18 protein-coding genes are annotated in these 20567 nt (G+C 36.1%); 13 read left to right on the top strand and 5 right to left on the bottom strand.

Annotated elements, in window-relative coordinates:
- Positions 1-307: 307 nt before the first annotated feature.
- Genes neuC through T1L09_RS01255 form a run of 4 tightly spaced genes read left to right on the top strand, consistent with a single transcriptional unit; the run spans position 308 to position 4519 of the window.
- The gene (gene neuC, locus T1L09_RS01270) at positions 308-1432 is read left to right on the top strand and encodes a UDP-N-acetylglucosamine 2-epimerase (protein WP_322549128.1); all 1125 of its coding nucleotides are present in this window, start codon (positions 308-310) and stop codon (positions 1430-1432) included.
- Positions 1432-2805 (top strand): hypothetical protein, encoded by a 1374-nt coding sequence (locus T1L09_RS01265; RefSeq protein ID WP_322549127.1) that lies wholly within the window; start codon positions 1432-1434, stop codon positions 2803-2805. Before neuC ends, T1L09_RS01265 begins: the two co-directional genes overlap by 1 nt.
- Positions 2802-3374: a serine acetyltransferase gene (locus tag T1L09_RS01260; RefSeq protein ID WP_322549126.1), complete on the top strand. Its 573-nt coding sequence runs from the start codon at positions 2802-2804 to the stop codon at positions 3372-3374. Before T1L09_RS01265 ends, T1L09_RS01260 begins: the two co-directional genes overlap by 4 nt.
- Positions 3374-4519 carry a glycosyltransferase family 4 protein gene (locus tag T1L09_RS01255; RefSeq protein WP_322549125.1) on the top strand — a complete coding sequence of 382 codons (1146 nt, stop codon included), beginning with the start codon at positions 3374-3376 and terminating at the stop codon, positions 4517-4519. The genes T1L09_RS01260 and T1L09_RS01255 overlap by 1 nt, the downstream gene beginning before the upstream one ends.
- Before the next feature lie 899 nt (positions 4520-5418).
- On the opposite strand, the gene T1L09_RS01250 is transcribed toward T1L09_RS01255, so the two are convergent.
- Complete coding sequence (locus T1L09_RS01250; RefSeq protein WP_322549124.1) at positions 5419-6168, bottom strand: hypothetical protein; 750 nt, start codon at positions 6166-6168, stop codon at positions 5419-5421.
- Between the two features lie 1439 nt (positions 6169-7607).
- On the opposite strand from T1L09_RS01250, the gene T1L09_RS01245 reads away from it, so the two are divergent.
- The 7 genes from T1L09_RS01245 to T1L09_RS01215 all read left to right on the top strand — a co-directional run bounded on the left by T1L09_RS01245 (position 7608) and on the right by T1L09_RS01215 (position 15178).
- Positions 7608-7814: a hypothetical protein gene (locus T1L09_RS01245; RefSeq protein ID WP_322549123.1), complete on the top strand. Its 207-nt coding sequence runs from the start codon at positions 7608-7610 to the stop codon at positions 7812-7814.
- A gap of 53 nt (positions 7815-7867) precedes the next feature.
- Positions 7868-8419 (top strand): serine O-acetyltransferase, encoded by a 552-nt coding sequence (locus T1L09_RS01240; RefSeq protein WP_322549122.1) that lies wholly within the window; start codon positions 7868-7870, stop codon positions 8417-8419.
- Between the two features lies 1 nt (position 8420).
- Positions 8421-9818 (top strand): glycosyltransferase family 4 protein, encoded by a 1398-nt coding sequence (locus T1L09_RS01235; RefSeq protein ID WP_322549121.1) that lies wholly within the window; start codon positions 8421-8423, stop codon positions 9816-9818.
- A 487-nt stretch (positions 9819-10305) separates the two neighbouring features.
- A complete protein-coding gene (locus T1L09_RS01230; RefSeq protein WP_322549120.1) occupies positions 10306-11388 on the top strand; it encodes a glycosyltransferase in 1083 nt (360 codons plus the stop codon).
- The gene (locus T1L09_RS01225) at positions 11389-12753 is read left to right on the top strand and encodes an O-antigen ligase family protein (RefSeq protein WP_322549119.1); all 1365 of its coding nucleotides are present in this window, start codon (positions 11389-11391) and stop codon (positions 12751-12753) included.
- A complete protein-coding gene (locus T1L09_RS01220; RefSeq protein WP_322549118.1) occupies positions 12713-13726 on the top strand; it encodes a glycosyltransferase family 4 protein in 1014 nt (337 codons plus the stop codon). Before T1L09_RS01225 ends, T1L09_RS01220 begins: the two co-directional genes overlap by 41 nt.
- Before the next feature lie 69 nt (positions 13727-13795).
- Positions 13796-15178 (top strand): exopolysaccharide biosynthesis polyprenyl glycosylphosphotransferase, encoded by a 1383-nt coding sequence (locus T1L09_RS01215; RefSeq protein ID WP_322549117.1) that lies wholly within the window; start codon positions 13796-13798, stop codon positions 15176-15178.
- 124 nt (positions 15179-15302) lie between these two features.
- Here T1L09_RS01215 and T1L09_RS01210 read toward each other — a convergent pair whose 3' ends face one another.
- Together T1L09_RS01210 and T1L09_RS01205 are read right to left on the bottom strand one after the other, a co-directional pair.
- On the bottom strand, positions 15303-16421 hold the full coding sequence (locus tag T1L09_RS01210; RefSeq protein WP_322549116.1) for a lipoprotein N-acyltransferase Lnb domain-containing protein: 1119 nt from the start codon (positions 16419-16421) through the stop codon (positions 15303-15305).
- 37 nt (positions 16422-16458) lie between these two features.
- Positions 16459-17532, bottom strand: coding sequence for a putative type IX sorting system protein PorV2 (locus T1L09_RS01205; protein WP_479691082.1), 1074 nt, complete (start codon positions 17530-17532; stop codon positions 16459-16461).
- Positions 17533-17658: 126 nt separating this feature from the next.
- Here T1L09_RS01205 and T1L09_RS01200 point away from each other — a divergent pair, with 126 nt between their 5' ends.
- Both T1L09_RS01200 and T1L09_RS01195 read left to right on the top strand, forming a co-directional pair.
- Positions 17659-18402 carry a CDP-alcohol phosphatidyltransferase family protein gene (locus T1L09_RS01200; protein WP_322549115.1) on the top strand — a complete coding sequence of 248 codons (744 nt, stop codon included), beginning with the start codon at positions 17659-17661 and terminating at the stop codon, positions 18400-18402.
- Positions 18402-19250, top strand: a complete 849-nt coding sequence (locus T1L09_RS01195) for a glycoside hydrolase family 25 protein (RefSeq protein WP_322549114.1) — start codon at positions 18402-18404, stop codon at positions 19248-19250. Before T1L09_RS01200 ends, T1L09_RS01195 begins: the two co-directional genes overlap by 1 nt.
- 98 nt (positions 19251-19348) lie before the next feature.
- Here the strand turns inward: T1L09_RS01195 and lptB are convergent, their stop codons facing one another.
- Positions 19349-20116: an LPS export ABC transporter ATP-binding protein gene (gene lptB, locus T1L09_RS01190; protein ID WP_322549113.1), complete on the bottom strand. Its 768-nt coding sequence runs from the start codon at positions 20114-20116 to the stop codon at positions 19349-19351.
- 99 nt (positions 20117-20215) lie between these two features.
- On the bottom strand, positions 20216-20566 hold the full coding sequence (locus tag T1L09_RS01185; RefSeq protein WP_322549112.1) for a carboxymuconolactone decarboxylase family protein: 351 nt from the start codon (positions 20564-20566) through the stop codon (positions 20216-20218).
- Position 20567 lies beyond the last annotated feature (1 nt).

Genomic DNA, 20567 nt, shown 5'->3' with positions numbered 1-20567 from the left:
GCTGAGCTTTGTCGAAGTATCGAGACTTTTTTAATCCATCTCGACTCCCTTTCGACGTGGCTCAAGACAGGCTACTCGATATGACAGAGAAGTAGTTTTTATGCTATGTAATTTCACTATTATTATTATTATTTAAAGCTAGATTTTGTCAGGTCGAGCGGAGTCGAGACTTCTCAAATCCATCTCGACTCCCTTTCGACGTGGCTCAAGACAGGCTACTCGATATGACAAACAAAATGTATTAAAAAACACATTTTAAATCATTAACCAAAAACCCTATATTTGCAATGCTATAGCCCTTTATAAAATGTCCAAAAAAATACTATTCCTTACGGGTACTCGTGCCGATTTTGGCAAAATTAAATCGTTGATTCAAATCTTGGAAGCACATCCCGAATTTGAACCGCTAGTTTTTGTAACGGGTATGCACTTGCAAAAGGAATACGGTTATACCTTATTAGAAGTAGAACGCTGTGGTTTTACTCATATTCATACATTTGAAAATTATACCCATGAAACCACTATGGATTTGACTTTAGCAAAAACCATAGAAGGACTTTCAGCTTATGTGAAATCGTGTGCCCCCGATATGATTGTGATTCATGGCGATAGAGTAGAGGCCTTAGCAGGAGCCATTGTAGGAAGTTTGAATAATATTTTAGTAGCCCATATTGAAGGAGGCGAAGTCTCAGGAACTATTGATGAATTAATACGGCATTCTACCAGTAAAATGAGTCACATACATTTTGTATCGAACGAAGCGGCTCGCAAACGATTGGTGCAAATGGGCGAAAGCAGTGAAGCAATTTTTGTAATTGGTTCACCCGATGTTGATATTATGTTTTCCAATACATTGCCTGATTTAGAAACAGCCAAGCAATACTATGAAATTGCATTTGAAAAGTACGCGGTCGCCATGTTTCATCCCGTAACAACAGAAGCAAAATTCATGCAGCAATATGCGGAAAATTTTGTAGCCGCATTAATGGCAGACCACCATAATTATGTGGTCGTTTTTCCCAATAACGATTTAGGAAGCCAAGCGATTTTGAAAACGTATGATAAATTAAAAGACAATCCTCGTTTTAAAATTTTCCCATCCTTGCGCTTTGAATATTTTTTAACCTTATTAAAAAAATCCCAGTTTATTATTGGTAATAGTAGTGCAGGCATTCGAGAAGCACCTTATTACGGTATTCCAATTATTAACATTGGTACCCGGCAGAAGAACAGGGCTTTAGATACGACCATCATAAACACAGCCTATTCACAACAGGCCATTTTTGAAGCCTTACAAAATATAACTTATATAAAAACGCGACAAAAAACAGCTTCTTTTGGAGATGGGAATAGTGCCGTGTTATTTTTAGAATCCCTTGTAAAGGACAATATTTGGCAGTTCAACCACCAAAAACAATTTAGAGATATCTAATGAAAAACAAAAAAATACTTTTACTTTTTCCTGACGGGGTAGGCATCCGAAACTATTTATATTCCGATGTTTTTAAAGGAATGGAAAAGGAGCTGGTATTGTTCCATGCTTTTGATGCCAAAACCGAACAAGCAGTTAAAGATAGTACAGCGATTCAAAATGCGTTAAGCATTCCTAAATATACAGAATCTTTAACGGAAAAGTTTCTTAGAGAATTAATTTGTCTGTCACGTTTAAAATACAATGCTAAATTAGTAGATAATCCATTAATCCTAACCAATTGGAAGAGGGAGCACAAAGGACTTTTTAAAAAGATTTTTTATAAATGCATTGAAATAGCCTCTTTTGGATATTCGAGATATGACCGTATTTTAACACTTGAAAAACGGTATCAAAAAGCGATTAGAAATACCGTTTTTTATGTGGAAGTAAAAAATATACTGATGGCTGTAGCACCTGAAAAATTGTTTTGTTCGCATCAAAGAGGCGTGTCGTGTGCTTCGATTTTTGCGGCCGCACATGATTTAGGCATTGAAACGATTACCGTGATTTATTCTTGGGACAATTTACCCAAAGCAAGAATGGCACTTCGAGCGGATAAATATTTGGTTTGGTCTGATTATATGCAGCAAGAATTGAAAATGTATTATCCTGAAATTAAACAGCAACAAATTTTTGTTACGGGTACTCCCCAGTTTGAATGTTATCACCAGCCAGAGAACATTATTCCAAAAGATGTTTTTTATGAAAGATATAATTTAGATCCTACTAAAAAAATAATTTGCTATTCAGGGGATGATGTGTTGACTTGCCCTGATGATCCGCAATATTTAGATGATTTGGCTGATGAGTTACTTAAAAACAATTTAGATGAGGATTATCAAATTTTGTTACGAAGATGTCCAGTAGATATTTCAGGACGATTTGATAAAATTATTTCAAAATATCCCAATCTAATAAAGCAAGCCCCACCACTATGGAACTTTGAACCCAATAGTAGTTGGACGACCATTTATCCCTTGCGGGAAGATGTACAATTATTGGTAGCTACGGTTTATTATAGTGCTATAGTGGTAAATTTAGGTTCCACGATGGCGTTTGATTTTGGCATGTTTCAAAAACCTTGTGTTTATATTAATTATGACCAAGCTAACAAGGTAAATCCAAATTGGTCGGTGCTATGGATTTATAAATTACAACATTTTAGAAGTATGAAAGATAAGAATGCTGTACTATGGATCAACAATAAAGAAGAAATCAAGGAAAAAATTATTTTTAATCAAATTTCAAATTCTATAGAAAATTGGAAAGATTTAGTATTGTCAGATTATAGAAAATCATCAGATAAAGTGAAATTAGTTTTAGAATTATGAAAAAATTTGTAGAGTTTCTCTTAAAAAGTGTTTATAAGTCTAAACCAATAGATTCAAGTTTAATTGCACTTGCACTTAATAAAACATTTAAAGATGTAAAATTTCACTATCGTAATTTAACAACTGAAGAAGTTCAAAAAAGGATTGAAAATAATAGTAATGAGTTAGCAGTTTTTTTATTTCGTTTGGGTCAACTTTGCCACGAGAATAATTTAGAAGACCTAGAACCCCAAATTCATTGGTTATTGAAACAATATTGTTCTTGTGAGATTTATTTTAATAATGAAATTGGGGAAGGGTTTTATGTTGTTCATGGTCAAGGAACGGTTATTGGGAGTAGAAATACTATCGGCGAAGGTTTTATTATTCATCAGGGCTGTACCATTGGACATAAGAAAAATGGTAGTGGTGCAGGGACTAGTATTGGTAATCATGTGACGATTTACGCAAACTCATCTATTATTGGTGAATTAAATATTGGTAGTAATGTAGTGATTGGTGCTCATGTTTTGGTAACTAAAGATATCCCCGATAATACTGTAGTAACTGTAAAAAATAATCAGAATTAATGCACATCTGTTTCCTAACTAACGAATATCCTAAATCTGGTTTCCCCCATGGAGGTCTGGGTAGTTTTGTGAAAACTATGGCGGAGGCCTTAGTTGAAAAAGGCATTCGGGTTTCTGTGATAGGATTGAATTACACGCCCTCTAATGAAACCGAAAATGTAAATGGTGTAACAATTATTCGAATTCAAAAAAGCACGGTAAAAGGCTTAGCGTGGTATTTTAATTCAAAAAACATCGCAAAAACTACTGCGACAATCCATAAAAAAAATCCTATTCAAATTATAGAAGGGTCCGAATTATCATTTGCCTTTTTGCCTAAAATAAAAGGTCTAAAATATGTGATTCGCTTGCACGGTGGCCATCATTTTTTTGCTGAAGCAGAGAACAGAGGAATTAACAGTTGGAAAGGATTTCAAGAAAAACGCTCCTTTAAAAAGGCAGACGCTTTTATTGCAGTTTCTAAATATGTGAAAAGTCATACGGCTAACTATTTAAGTTATAGGAATAATCCCGTTGAGGTTATTTTTAATCCCATTAATAGTCAATTGTTTTACCCTCAGGAAATAGTCCTTGAAACAAATAATATCACCTTTGCTGGGACTATTTGTGAAAAGAAAGGGGTACGTCAGTTGATTCAAGCTTTTCCATTCGTAAAAGAAAAATTTCCAAAGGCTATTTTGAATTTGTACGGAAGAGATTGGTTGTTTCCAGACGGCGGCTCTTATATGAAAATGCTACAAGAAACCGAATTACCGAAACTAGGTGCTATGGCACAAGACATTATTTTTCACGGAGCTGTTTCTTTACAAGAAATTCCTGCAGTATATGCAAAAGCAGCCGTTTGCGTATTTCCTTCCCACATGGAAACCTTAGGCTTAGTAGCACCGGAAGCTATGGCTATGGGAAAAGCAGTGGTTTTTACAAAATTAGGTCCTGGCCCAGAAGTCATCACACACGGCGAGACGGGATATCTTTGCAACCCACACCAGCCGAAAGACATTGCCGAAATGATAGTGCTAGTATTGCAAAATCCAGAAAAAGCAACTGATATAGGAGTTAAAGCAAGAATCAGTGTTTTAGAAAAATTTGAAATAAGCAAAATTGTACAAGAAAACATAGATTTTTACACTAAAATAAGCTACTAATATACGCACTACCTCCAAAAGAAAAGAAGCCTTCGCCGAAACAATGGGAAGCGTAGTGGGCTGGTTTTTCTTATGGTTTTCAAAACCCACAGCGCAAAACTCATAAGGTTCAGTCATTCCAAACAAAAGGATTTTAGTAGTTTTCCTTTCAAAATTCAAGGATCAATACCCTGAAACGAGTTCAGGGTGACAAAAGAGGAATTGTGTTTTTTAAAAAGCAATACGTTCTTAACTCCCAAACCCTTTGCCTCTTTGCGCTTCCTCCTTTGCGCACTTTGCGTTAAAACACACAACCCACAACAGACAACCCACTAATCCCACCTAAAACGTTCTTGTCACACTGAGCGAAGTCGAAGTGCCCAAACCTGTCATTCAGCAGGAACTCAATCGACCCACAACGGACAACCTACAACCCACAACAGAAAACAGACAACCCACTAATCCCACCTAAAACGTTCTTGTCACACTGAGCGAAGTGGAAGTGCCCAAACCTGTCATTCAGCAGGAACTCAATCGACCCACAACAGAAAACAGACAACCCACAACGGACAACAGAAAACAGACAACCCACTAATCCCACCTAAAACGTTCTTGGCACACTGGGCGAAGTCGAAGTGCCCAAACTTGTCATTTAGCAGGAACTCAATCGACCCACAACGGACAACCTACAACCCACAACAGAAAACAGACAACCCACTAATCCCACCTAAAACGTTGTTGTCACACTGAGCGAAGTCGAAGTGCCCAAACTTGTCATTCAGCAGGAACTCATACAACCCACAACCCACAACGTACAACGTACAACCTACAACAGAAAACAGAAAACAGAAAACAGAAAACAGACAACCCACAACATATAACCAAAAAAAAAACGCTCCTTTCAGAGCGTCTTCATAAAATTAAACAACATCCAATAAATTGAGGACGTTAAAAGCTCCGTTCCGAAGCGGATATTGCACGCCATTCACTTCCTGAAAAAATTCAATCAGCAACAAGTACATTTGTGAACCACTACCCAATGGTACCGCAGCCGGAGTCAATGTGATAGTAGCGGCAGTCATATCCAATAATGTATTCACAACAGGACTATACTGCGTATCAAATGCACCAGTAACAAAATCCAAATTAATGAAAGCGCTTCTAAACGAAACATGTGTTGCACCCTCAGGAACATTTAATTGGTCCAAAGGCACAAAATCGACAATACTTACAACACCTGTAGCCGTATTTAAACTATAAGGGGCATGAAAAACAGCTTGTAAAGCCGCACGATTGTTAAAATCAAAACCCTTTAACAATTGTTTGCCATCCACGCTTAAAAGCCCTTCTCCCACGATACGTTCTCCTCTGGCGGAAGAACCGTCCAGTTTGCGCACCTTGCTCATAACACCCATCATTCGACTACTCATCCGGGGATCTTTCGCCCGATTCAGCATGGTGCCAATGGCATTGCGCAATAATTTACCCGACTGTGCGGTAGAACCAAATTCCGCAATATTCTCACGGGTACGAATAAAAGCAGGGTCGTTCATAATTCTGCTTTTGGAAACACCCCCTTTGGTACGAACCAAATGTCCGTCTACCGATTTGTAAAAAGTCAGGCCCTCTAAGGTACCTGCAACTTTTAAAAACGACTGTTGTTTTGCCATTTTAAAAAAAATAAAAGATTAAAAAAAATATTTTTGAATTGGGCCCTTAATTCGATTTCAAAACTACTATAACGCTAATTGCCAAACAAATAAGAGGTTCCGTTTGTGCTCGTTAGTGCCGTTTTAATCCGTTTTAATCCATTACAACCGCATAAAAAATGAAAAAACACACCCCACGCAAACTACTTCCCCAATCTTGTCAATTCCCCTTTGGGGACTAACGGGCTTTCCCTAATCTTGTCATCCTGTAAGGATCTCACCCAAACTACTGCGACAATCTTGTCAATTCCCCCCTTTGGGGTTAGGGGGCTTTCCCTAATCTTGTCATCCTGTAAGGATCCCACCCAAACTACTTCGACAATCTTGTCAATTCCCCCTTGGGGGTTAGGGGGCTTCCCAATCCATACCTCGCCCGTACATACCCCGTACATACCCCGTACATACCCCGTGTAAACCCATATAAAAAAATAATACAATCCTTTTCGATTTTTTTTATGGTGATGGCGACTTCCTAATAAAAACTTATCAACACAAAAAGACGATTTTCAGGCTAGAAAAAAACAAGTGTAAATACCAAAAAACACCAAATGAAATTAAAATTTATTTTATTTAAATATCATTTAGGCGATTTTAGTCGCCTGTTAAATTGATGGATAATTCAAATTAAGTTATTAACAAAACAACTTTTTTAAATAACTAAAAATCAATTGATTATTGGTGGAAAACCATATAATTTAGCAAAACAAAACAAGATAAAAAATTGTCCTATTTTAATAAAAGAACAGATTTTACCTTCGCTTCAGCAAAATAAATAAAGGTAAGTTTTCACGTGACACATTTTCATTAGGAATAGTTTTTACTTTGAAAAGTTCATAGAAAACAGCAGTTTAAAAGATAAATACACAAAGTAAAAGCAGTAAAACTACGGCGAAAAAAATTGTCCTATTTTAATAAAAGAACAGATTTTACCTTCGCTTCAACAAAATAAATAGAGGTAAGTTTTCACGTGACACATTTTCATTAGGAATAGTTTTTACTTTGAAAAGTTCATAGAAAATAGCAGTTTAAGAGATAAAAACACAAAGTAAAAAGCGGTAAAACTGCGGCGAAAAAAATGGTCCTATTGTAACAAAAGAACAGATTTTACCTTCGCTTCAACAAAATAAATAAAGGTAAGTTTTCACGTGACACATTTTCATTAGGAATAGTTTTTACTTTGAAAAGTTCATAGAAAACAGCAGTTTAAAAGATAAAAACACAAAGTAAAAAGCGGTAAAACTGCGGCGAAAAAAATGGTCGTATTTTAATAAAAGAACAGATTTTACCTTCGCTTCAACAAAATAAATAGAGGTAAGTTTTCACGTGACACATTTTCACAGGAGGAAGCTTTTAATTTGAAATAAAAATAAAAGAGTAGTAAATTTTAATAAAGAATAAGTATGGCACGATTTATTATCACACCAAAGGACGTTGAAATTATTTTGACATATAGCCCCGGCTATGCCAGAACAATTGTTAGGAAAATCAAAAGAAAAAACAACAAAGAGAAGCATCAAAAAATAACGGTAAAAGAATTTTGTTTAGACCAAGGTTTGGAAGTAAGCGACGTGATAGCGCAATTAAATGAATTTTACGGCAGAAAATAACACTTGTATAAGGGTAAATTGTATATTTACTTCATAATCCCTTGAAGTAGCAAATGAATTTTTTACAGTTAATCCAGTCCGATTATAAAAAGTATAAAAAATACGGAGGAAATCCAATTACTATTATATTTTTTACACAAGGATTTTGGGCGATTTTCCAGCACCGATTTGCATATGCTGTTTACAAAATGCAAATCCCTATTGTAAAGCAACTGCTTCAAGTAGTTTGCTTGCTCTGGCAGAAGACGATAGAAATTACAACAGGAATTTCAATACCCGCTTCTGTAGCTATTGGACCTTCGTTTTACATAGGTCATTTTGGAGGAATTATTTTAAATGCCAACACATGTATTGGAAGTAACTGCAACATTTCACAAGGAGTAACAATTGGTGTTTCGGGAATAGCCGAGAAAAGAGGCGTTCCCATTATTGGAAACAATGTGTATATCGGTGCGAATGCAGTTTTAGCCGGTAATATAATTGTAGGAGATCATGCATTAATAGGAGCATGCAGTCTAGTAAATTCAAATGTGAATCCAAATAGTGTGATGTTAGGAGTTCCTGCTATAAAAATTTCTGAGAAAGGTTCAGAAGGATATATTTAATATGGAAAGAGTAGTAGTCATTTCAGCGGCACCTTTAGTCTTAAAGAATGAGAATTTTCATTTATACAGTCCCTACGAAAAAGAAATGAAATTGTGGGAGAAACATTCGGAGACTATTCAATTCTGTTGCCCCGTTTGGGAAGTGGATCGAAATTTATTAATTGAACCTATTTCTTTTCCAATGGAAGAGCCTGTAGTGCTTAAAGAATTTGATAGTACCAGTTTTTTAAATGCACTAAAAGCCATACCATTAGTTTTTGTGAATAGCTATCGTATTTACAAAATTATGCAACAAGCCGATCACATTCACCTGCGATGCCCAGGGAATATGGGCTTATTAGCTACTGTGGTCCAAATTTGCTTTCCAAAAAAGAAAAAAACAGCCAAATATGCCGGCAATTGGGACCCTAAAGCCAAACAACCTTTTACTTATAAAGTCCAGCGTTGGTTGCTTAGCAATACCTTTTTAACCAAAAACATGCAAGTCTTGGTCTATGGCGAGTGGCCCAAGCAAACTTCAAACATTAGGCCATTTTTTACCGCTACTTATAGCGCAAAAGAAATTCAGACTGCTGCTTCAACTCTTCCGAACGAATTGTCACTTCAAGAGGAGTCGAGAAGCGCAACTAATGCCTTCGACTCCGCTCCGTCTGACAAACGGGTTGTTGCTTCACAATTGTCACTTCAAGAGGAGGCGAGAAGCGCAGCAAATGCCTTCGACTCCGCTCAGTCTGACAAAATAGTTATTGATTCACAATTGTCACTTCAAGAGGAGTCGAGAAGCGCAGCTAATGCCTTCGACTCCGCTCCGTCTGACAAACGGGTTGTTGCTTCACAATTGACCCTTCGAGCGGAGTCGAGAAGCAGACAAAATTATAAATTCATTTTCGTCGGCACTTTGTCTAAAGGCAAACAACCTTTATATGCCATTCAATTGGTAGCACAACTGCACCAAAACGGCATAAAAGCAACACTAGATTTGTATGGGGAAGGCGTGCTAAGAATAGCCTTGGAAACCTATATAAACAGGCATAACCTCCAAGAATATATTAGTTTAAAAGGCAATCAAACCAAAGAAACGCTAAAGAATGCCTACCAAACGAGTCATTTTTTAATTTTACCCTCCAAAAGTGAAGGGTGGCCTAAAGCAGTGGCCGAGGCTATGTTTTGGGGGTGCGTACCAGTAGCAACTCCTGTTTCGTGTGTTTCGTACATGCTTAATGCTGGCAGCAGGGGTTTGTTGCTAACTGAAAATATGGGAAAGGATGTTGCCGCTTTGATTAAATTAGTAGCACAACCCGATGACTACAAACGCAAAAGTAAAGCTGCTCAAGAATGGTCACAACACTACACCATCGAATTATTTGAAGAAGAAATTCAAAAGCTACTAGCAGACTAATTTTTAAAGAGATAAAACTTGGCGAGGGAAGCCATCTAACTCCCAAAGAAAGCCCCCTAACCCCCAAAGGAGGAATTGACAAGATTGTGTGAAAGTATTGCGGAAGTTAATTGCGAAAATAGTTCGCGTGGGATCCTTACAGGATGACAAGTTTGTGGAAGTGTTTTGCGAACCGACAACGCCTCAACAGTATTCAGTGACAACAAACAACAGACAACAAACAACCAATAACCTCATAAAAATCAGCGAAAATCCCCAAAATCAGCGTCATCTGCGTTCTAAAAAAAATCTGTGAGTGGCTGCGTACTAAAAAAAAATAACACCCCGCCCTGCGGGCACCCCTCTAGAAGAGGGGAATTGACAAGTTTGTGGACTTGGTTTTCGAACCATCAACCATCAACCGACAACCGACAACCAACAACCAACCCCACATTTATTTGTACTAACTAATGCTTTTCCCTACTTTTACCACTTAAACAATTTACTTTTGCCTAAAAACGAAAACATACGAATAGTGCAATTAATTGACAGTTTGGAACCCGGTGGTGCTGAACGAATGGCGGTTAATTGGGCCAATGCTTTCGCAGAAAAAGAGTGGTTCTCTGGAATTATTGCAACACGAGCGGAAGGCACATTGCAAACAACACTTGCATCAACTGTTGCTTATTTGTATTTGAATCGTACTAAATTAATAGATTTTAAAGCATGGTCGATAGCGGCTAAGTATCTAAAAAAGAATAAAGTTACGCACCTGCAAGCGCATGGCACTTCTTTGTTTTTTGCGGTATTGTTAAAGGTAACGCGTCCATCCGTACAAATTATTTGGCACGACCATTTGGGAAATCGACACGCTAACAAGAGAGGGAATTTTAGCATACAATTGTTATCCTTTTTTGTAGCGCGTGTAGTGGTTGTAAATGAGGCATTAGAACAATGGGCTAAAAAACAGCTGTGGTGTAAAAACATTCAAATGATTGCCAATTTTGCAACACCTACAAAAGAAGTAGCCACTACATTTTTAAAGGGTTGCGATGGCAAACGAATCGTTTGTTTGGCCAATTTAAAGGCACCAAAAAATCATATTTTTATCTTGCAAAATTTTTATGAAAGTGGCATTCATCAACAAGGCTGGACCTTACACTTCATAGGAAAAGATTTTAAAGACGACTACTCGCAACAGCTAGAAAATTACAGTAGTGAAAAAGATTTACAGACAATTGTCTACCGGTATGGCAGTTGTGCCGATACGCTTCATATTTTAAGCCAAGCTAAAGCAGGGGTATTGGGCTCTACTTATGAGGGGTTCCCTGTCGTTTTACTTGAGTATGGTTTGGCGAATCTAGCTGTTATAGCAACCGATGTGGGGTATAATTCCCATTTAATTCAGACCGATCAAACAGGCTGGTTAATTCCGTCGAACGAAAATGAAAGTGCGGTAAATGCTTTTAAGGAATTGGCCAATGATCCAAAGAAATCCAATACCTTAGCCAATAATTTGAAGGCACTTGTATGGGCTAATTATGCGAAAGAAAAAGTAGTACAAGAATTAATAGATTTTATTAAAAAGTAAATGCAAAAGGATACTACAACTTCCACATACATTAGATGGGTGCTTATCCATCTTGGAATAGGAGCGGGCGTTTATGTGCTGCCTTTATTGGCGAAGTTATATGCAATTCTCATCGTTGTGGTAGGTTTTCGCTATGTGATCCGCACTAAAAATGCCGGAAATGAAGCCTTGTATTTAGCCGCTTATGTTGTAGGAGCAGAGGTTTTTTTGAGAATGACCGAGGGTAATTTTTTCGAACAATATGCTAAATACGTCGTAATGGGCATCTTAATTTTAGGAATGATTTACCAGAATTTCTCCCGTCACTCGTGGATCTACTGGGTTTTTGGTCTTCTCTTGATTCCGGGTATTGTATTAGCTTTTTTTACCTTAAACTTTGAAACCGATAGTAGAAAGGCAATCACCTTTAACATCATTGGCCCAATTACACTAATGATTTCCGCTATATATTGTTATCAAAGGAAAATTACTTTTAAACAAGTCTTGACTATAGTAGACATGTTGGCGTATCCTTTAATGGCCACGGTAGTTTATATGTTTGCCTATACGCCCAGTATCAAAGATGTAGTTACCAATACCGAATCTAATTTTGAAACCTCTGGGGGTTACGGTCCCAATCAAGTATCTACTATATTAGGGTTGGGTATTTTTCTCTTTTTCGTAAAGATCATATTGCAATCCAAAAGTACTAAAATGATGGTGATTAATGTTGTTTTTTTTCTCGCCATCACTTTTAGAGGAATTGTCACTTTTTCAAGAGGAGGTGTAATTGCGGGCTTCATTATGATTATTTTAGTGGTAGTATTGTTATTGATTTACACGAAAACGTATGCCAAATCAAAGGTTAGTTTAGTTGTATTTATGGGAGTTTTCGCCTTGGTTGGTGTCTGGACCTATAGCTCGGTACAAACAAGTGGATTGATAGACAAACGCTATGCTAACGAGGATGCAAGAGGAAGAGTAAAAGCAAGTAAATTAACAGGTCGAGAACAACTAATTGAATCGGAATTCAATATGTTTTTAGACAATCCTATTTTTGGTATTGGCGTAGGAAAAAATAAAGAGTATCGCCTAGAAACAACCGGAATAGATGCAGCTTCTCACAATGAAATTACCCGAATGTTAGCTGAGCACGGGATGTTTGGTCTTTTTGGTTTAATCATATTGATGTTAACACCTATGTTATTGTATGTGAATAACAAACAAAATATATTTGTTCTTTCATTTTTGGTTTTTTGGCTATTAACCATCAATCACGCTGCAATGCGTTTGGCAGCACCCGCATTTATTTATGCGCTATCACTTTTAAAAGTTAGATTTACGGATGAAAATTCAAATCCTCTACCTGGGGAATCAGCTCGCTAAACACGGGTATAATAAAACAACCATAGAAACTTTAGGTCCAGCACTAGAGGAGGAAGGCTACACGGTATATTATCGGTCAGACAAGAAAGCGTTCCTTTTTCGGCTACTTGATATGGTAAAAGCTATAATTCATTACAGCAATAAAATTGATTATATTTTAATAGATACCTACAGTACAAAAGCATTTTGGTTTGCTTTTATCGGAAGTCAATTCGCACATGTATTAAAAGTGAAGTATATTCCTATTTTGCACGGTGGCAATTTACCGAATCGATTAAAGAGGAATCCTTTTTTAAGTCGATTACTTTTTAAGTACGCCTACAAAAATGTCGCACCATCCGGTTATTTAAAACACGAGTTTGAGAAAGCAGGTTTTAAGAACGTTATTCATGTTCCAAATGCGATTGAAATTCAAAAATACGCTTTTAAGCCCCGAACAGAATTGGCTCCGAAATTACTCTGGGTGCGTGCTTTTGCAACAATTTATAATCCTAAAATGGCGGTAGATGTTTTAGTAGCTTTACAACAATCTTTTCCTAATGCAAGTTTAACAATGGTTGGCCCCGATAAAGACGGTAGTTTACACGCGACTAAAAATTACGCTATTTCAAAAGGAGTGGAAGTTACTTTCACAGGACAGCTTTCACAGGAAAATTGGTGCAAGTTGGCGGCGGCGCACGATATATTTATCAACACCACACACTTCGATAATACACCCATTAGCGTTATGGAGGCGATGGCTTTAGGTTTAGCTGTTGTAAGCACAAATGTGGGCGGAATTCCCTATTTAGTAACGGATGAGGTGGACGCTCTTTTAGTTAATGAGAACGATGCACTTGAAATGACGCAGTCCATTATCCGATTACTTACAAAACCAGCTGTTGCTGTTTCTTTAACCCAAAATGCCAGCGTACGGATAAAACAATTGGATTGGAACCTTGTAAAACAGCAATGGATGCAAATTTTACATTAGATAACCATCGTTTTCTGCTAAAATATTACTTTTATTTGTTACTTTGCAAAGATAAACAAGTCCTAAAGCATGCGAAAGTCCAAAAGAATTCATTTTGAAATATCCGAACGTAAAATACTATTACGTATTATGGATGTAGCATTTGTAATTCTTACATTAACCTTAATTGGACACTTTTTTCAATTTGATTATTTTCAGTTTTCATCCACTAATTATTATTGGACGATTGTACTAGCCCTTTATCTAAATTTCTTTGGGACTATTTTTGAAATGTATAATTTACAAATAGCAAGTAATCGATTTCAAGTAGGAAAAAGTATTTTGTTAACAACGTCGTTAACTACTTTGTTGTATTTGTTAACGCCAGTTTTTACACCCGTTCTGCCTTCTAATCGTTTACAGATTATATTGTTTTTCTGTGCACTTTTGGTAGCCTTATTGTTGTGGCGCAACTTGTATATTATATTTTTAGCTTCGCAACGTTTTGTGAAAAAAGTATTATTTATTGCCAGTAGCAAAGAAATAGATAGTCTGGTCACTGAATTGTTTTCTGTAAATCCTCATTACAAAGTGATGGGTTATATCGCTACGGATGATCAACCTAACCCAACGCAAATTGATCTCGTTAACGAATTAGATTTAGAGGATTTTATTTATAAAAATTATATTTCCGAAATTGTAGTAACACATATCGAAAACAAGCAAAATTCAGCAGAACTTTACACAGAATTGTTGGGCTATTTAGAGGCGGGTGTGGTAATTAGGCAGTACAAGGAAGTTTACGAGCACAGCACGTATCGTTTACCAATTGATTTCAAAAGCAAGGAAATTTACAAATTTTTTCCATTCAGCAGAAGTAATCAAAATAAGTTATATATGTATTACAGCCGGTTTATGGATCTCTTTTTTTCCATAACAGGATTGTTTGTGTTCTTTTTAATGGTACCAGTTTTGTGGACGGTGAATTTGTTTGCCAACAAGGGAACTTTTTTTTATACACAAGAGCGTGTTGGTAAAAACGGAATTCCTTTCACAATTTATAAGCTACGCACAATGGTGCAAGATGCTGAAAAGGAAGGCGCTGTTTTTGCTACTGCTAACGATATTCGAATTACACCTTTCGGGAAGTTTTTAAGAAAAACACGAGTAGATGAATTGCCTCAATTTATCAATGTGCTAAAAGGCGATATGGCAATAATAGGTCCGAGGCCAGAAAGACCAATATTTGTGAACGAAATTGCAAAAAACATTCCTTTATACCAAACACGTCACGTTATCAAACCCGGACTTACCGGATGGGCCCAAGTAAATTATTCCTACGGAAGTAATCTTGAAGATAGTTTAATGAAATTGCGTTATGACCTCTATTACATCAAGCACCGTAGTTTGTTTTTAGATATTAATATAGTGGTAAAAACAATGAGTACCATTCTGTTTTATAGAGGACAGTAGGACAGTAGGACAGTTTTCAGTTGAAGTGGATTGTGTAAAAGTTTAAGGTTTAAAGTTTCAATTTGAAATATATTGTGTGAAACTTTATTTTATTGAAATCAGATCGATTTTAAGCTTATGCGACTTATCTGTTTAAATGTTTTTTCTTGTGCTGCAAAACCAATTTCCCTAACCAGAAACCGTTCAAAATTATAAATGGCCACACAATTTCGAGGTGGATTTTATTTAGCATATAAACGAAATATAGCAGTAACATCGCCAAGCAAATTTGGCCCCACAAAATTATTTTTATAGTATTTTCTTTGGAATAATACCAAGCAAAAACTAACAACAGCGGATTGAAAAGTAAAATATTATAGTTCCACATAATTTCCTCATGAAGGGAATAAAATCCAACTAAAGAAAAGAAAATTCCAAATAAGCCAACGGCGATAAAGTAAGAAATTTTAAGCACTTTTTTATTTAAAATCACTAGAATCACTAAAGCGCCCAGTAGTGAATAAATCGAATTTAACCAGTTGAAAGGTAAATCTATTTTTCGCGCTTCTAAAATAGTAGTGTTTGATTGCTCCAATTTTGTTCCATTTACAGTTGTCGCTGCAATTGATTTTTTGAATTCGTAGGGTAAAAATAATCGAACGGCAGGCTGATCAACTTTCGAACCAAATATCAATTGAATTCCCAGTTTCATGTAGAAATCAGTCATGTAAGGATATAAAATTTCTCGATAGGATTGGTTGATGTCTGTAGCTTTGATATATTCTTTTCCGAGTGTGGTATTGATTTTATCGGCAACCATAGTGGTGCAATTTCTATCAATAAATTTGTAGGTGTAAAATCGCGCATCACTATACACAGAAGTATTTAGTTGTTGGAATAATTGGTTAACTTGCGTTGGGTTTAGGGCCAATTCTTGTTCAATTATTTCTCTATTTTCTACTTGGTAGTTGTAATAAAAATCGGCAAAAGAACCGTTGGTAACAAAGTACTGTAAATCTCCTTTTACAAATTTTCCTATAAAATTTGGTGTGCTGAAATCAAAAGCACCGTAGTTATAAACTACATCTACCCCAGAACTTTTGTCTTGAATTCGAATACCTGTGTGGCCATACATCGCATAAGATTCCGGACCTGTTCCACAAGTTAAAATACTGACTTTTGCTTCATTTGAAAGGGTCAGATTTTGCGAGAAGCTAAAAAATGATGTTAAAATAAATAAAGTAGCAAGTAGTTTTTTTATCATTTTTATAAGTCTTATTTCTTTCTTCTTTTCTTAGAAATTATCTAAACAATTCCCAATCGACTTTTAGCGAAAAGATATTGGAATATAAAGCCGCACTTTGATCGCCTAAATCGGTTAGTGCATAATCAATTTGAATACCTTTGTATTTGAAACCGATACCGATATTGGGTTGAAAACTCACTTTTTTAGAATCGTCAATTTGAGTTATTTGCTGAAAATTTCCAACACCACCACGTAAATAGACCAAATCTACGTAGCCAAATTCAAAACCTAAAGCAGGATCAATACTTACTGAGTTGGTTGAAATAATATCATTGGTTCTAGTAAATTGCATGTTCAAATTAGTCGCCGCGACAAGACTGTAATCGTAACGAATAATCCATTTTTTTGACATTCCCAATTGGGCTTTCGGTAAGGTAATTTCACTAGTTTCTGGCAATTCTTGATTTTGTCCGGGAATTGCATCAGCAATTTCTTCGTATTTTTTCTTGTCGATGGTCCAAGTGTTGTAAGTAGTAGTAATATCGCGCACCATCAAGCCAAATTTCCAATCTTCCTCGTCGCTAATGTATTGGATACCTAAATCAAATCCAAATCCCCACGAATTGGCAAAGTCACCAATTATTCTTCGAATTACTTTCGCATTTATCCCATAATTCAAACCTTCAATAGGTAAGCTTCTTGCATAAGAAACCGTTAGACCATAATCTGCTGTTGAGAATAAAGAGATTCTATTGTAGTCAATGTTTCCTTGACTGTCGATTAATTGTGTAGTATTTAAAATATCATCGACTCCAAAACGGATTAAAGAAATTCCAACTGCACTTCTATCGTCAATTGGCATAGCAAAACCGGCATAATCATATTGTGCAATGTTGGCAAAATAATTAGCGTGCATTAAAGAAAATTGCTTGTCACCTAATTTCAACAATCCTGCTGGATTCCAATAGCCGGAATTCACATCACCAGAGTGTGACACTACAGCGTTAGACATTCCTAAAGCCGCAGCATCTACACCAATAGTCATAAACTCATTCGAGTATTTTCGAACGGTTTGTGAATAAGTGCGTGTTGCAAAACAAATTATAAATAGTATGACTGCTTTTTTCAAGGCTATTTTTTTACAAAGATGAAATAAATTTCTCAATTAGTAAACTCTAAAAGTATTAACTTATTGTATTACATTTGCTGTAAATTATTTGAGTGCTCTTCGAGGCATTATTTAAACGTAATTTATATGCAAATTAAAAAACACATTCCAAACATTATTACTTTATTAAATCTTGCCAGTGGTTTGTTGGCAGTAATCGCCATTTTTAAAGGGTACTATGACGAAGCTTTTATATTCGTTTGCTTGGGTATCTTTTTAGACTTTTGGGATGGATTTTTAGCACGAAAATTTAATGTTTCTGGCGCATTAGGTTTGCAACTAGATTCCCTGGCAGATATGGTTACTAGTGGGGTAGTGCCTGGTTTAATGCTTTTTAAATTGTTCGAAAACCTTCAAATGGACAGCACATCTCCTTATTTTTTAACCGAGGAAACTTGGTATATGGGTTTTGTACCTTACCTAGGTTTTATAGTTACTTTAGCCTCTGCTTATCGCTTGGCAAAGTTTAATATTGATACCCGACAGACGGAATCTTTTATTGGATTGCCAACGCCTGCAAATGCTTTATTTATTATGAGTATACCCATGATTGAATATACAGGAACTTATGAATGGTTGGTAGAAGCTTTGTATAATCCTTTTGTTTTATTAGGAATTGCTATTTTGAGCGCGTACATGTTAAATGCTGAAATTCCATTATTTTCTTTAAAAGTTAAAAATATTAGTTGGGCAACCAATAAAATTCAAGTATTCTTCTTAGGAATTTCCATTGTATTTCTATTCTTTTTGTCGTTTACAGCTTTACCTGTTATTATCTTATTTTATGTGCTTTTATCGGTAGTTAATAATAAGTTTTTGGCTGCAAAATAATGGCGCCACCCCTTAAAAGAAAACGTCCTATTAAAAAGGCTAAAACTAGATGCACTGGTAAAAATTTTTGGTTGTTACTTTCGTTATTTCTTTTTTTCGTTGTCGCAATTGGTCTTTTTAAATTTCGTGATGGTTTATTGTATTACTTAGGCTTTACAACGGACAATGCAGTAGAATTATCGGCTGAGGAGCGAAAATTAGCCGACATCCGAATTTATGAAGTGCTTCACAAACACGATGAAAAAGCTATTGGTTTTGATGTGTCTGAATATCAAAGCACCATCAATTGGGAAGAAACCTATAGTATTGATGAATCTTTTGAATTATCGTTCGTCTTCATTCGTGCTACAGCCGGAATTAATAAGCTAGACCGAAGATTTAAAGATAATTGGAAAGGAGCTGAAGATCGCCAATTGATTCGTGGCGCGTATCATTATTACCGTCCGAACGAAAATTCCATCGCGCAAGCTGATAATTTTATAAAAAATGTACAACTTAAGAAAGGCGATTTACCACCTGTTTTAGATATAGAAAAATTGCCTAAAACACAATCGATTGATAGTTTAAAAGTTGGTTTACGTCGTTGGTTAAAACGGGTGGAAGCGCATTATAAAGTAAAGCCAATCATCTATTCTGGAGAAAGTTATTATACCGACTTTTTGAAAAAGGAATTTAAAGAATATCCCCTTTGGATTGCAAATTATAACTTTTGGCGCAACGATTTAGAAAAAGATTGGCTGTTTTGGCAATTCACTGAAAAAGCTAAAATCGCTGGAATCCCAGGAATGGTTGATGTGAATATTTTTAATGGTGATAAGAATAAGTTGCTGTTAAAATGCATTCAATAGTTAAAAGAGAAAACGCTGTCAAATTTTAGTTTGGCAGCGTTTTTTAAGTTTAATATGATAATTTTGTCGTGCCGAACTCGTTTCAGCAGCTGCAAACTTTAAAGTTCTACATCCGCTTTCGGCGCATTAAAATCAATCTTAGTTTTTCGCAGTTCGAAGTTCTGTCCTAAATAGACTCTTCTCACCATTTCATCTTCTACTAATTCTTCCGGTTTACCCGCTTTTAAAATTCCACCTTCGAACATTAAGTAGGTTTTATCCGTAATCGCTAAAGTTTCTTGTACGTTGTGGTCGGTAATTAGAATCCCGATATTTTTATTTTTCAATTGTGCTACAATTCTTTGAATGTCTTCCACCGCAACAGGGTCAACTCCTGCAAAAGGTTCGTCCAACAAAATGAATTTTGGATCGGTTGCCAAAGCGCGAGCAATTTCCGTACGACGACGTTCTCCTCCCGAAAGTAAATCACCACGGTTCGTACGAATGTGTTCCAATGAAAATTCGTGAATTAATTCTTCCATTTTTGCAACTTGTGCTTCTTTTGAAAGTGTAGTCAATTGCAAAACACTTAAAATATTGTCTTCAATGCTTAATTTTCTAAATACAGAAGCTTCTTGCGCCAGATAGCCAATGCCGTTTTGCGCACGTTTGTACATCGGGAAATTTGTAATGTTCATATCGTCTAAATAGATATTTCCACTATTAGGCTTCACTAATCCTACAATCATATAGAACGAAGTCGTTTTCCCAGCACCATTCGGACCTAATAAACCAACGATTTCCCCTTGATTCACTTCTACCGAAATGCCTTTGACAACGCTTCTTTTTTTGTACGTTTTAACTAGATTTTCTGCTCTAAGTTTCATAATGTGATTATAGGTTTAAAAGCCATTCGTTTGCAAATAAACAAATAAACGTTTAAAGAGTTGAACAAATTAACAATATTTTATTTCACTGCAAACGGATTACTGACCACTTTCCTCAAGCGCTTCCCAGAATTCGTAAGCTCTTCTTAAATGTGGAATTACAATGGTTCCGCCCACTAAGGTAGCAATTCCCATTGATTCCATCATTTCTTCTTTAGTAACGCCTATTTTGTGAGCCGTTTCTAAATGGTATTTGATGCAATCGTCACAGCGTAAAACTGCCGAAGCTACTAAGCCTAAAAGTTCTTTTGTTTTTACATCCAAAGCGCCTTCCATATAAGCGTTGGTGTCTACGTTGAAAATTCTTTTAATTACTTTATTGTTATCAGCCAGTAATTTTTCGTTCATTTTTGAACGGTAGTCGTTGAATTCTTTTACTAAATCTGCCATT

This window comes from Flavobacterium psychraquaticum, assembly GCF_034497725.1.
GTDB lineage: Bacteria > Bacteroidota > Bacteroidia > Flavobacteriales > Flavobacteriaceae > Flavobacterium > Flavobacterium psychraquaticum.
Note: the sequence above shows the minus strand (reverse complement) of the source record. Positions and strands in the feature narration are given on the sequence as shown.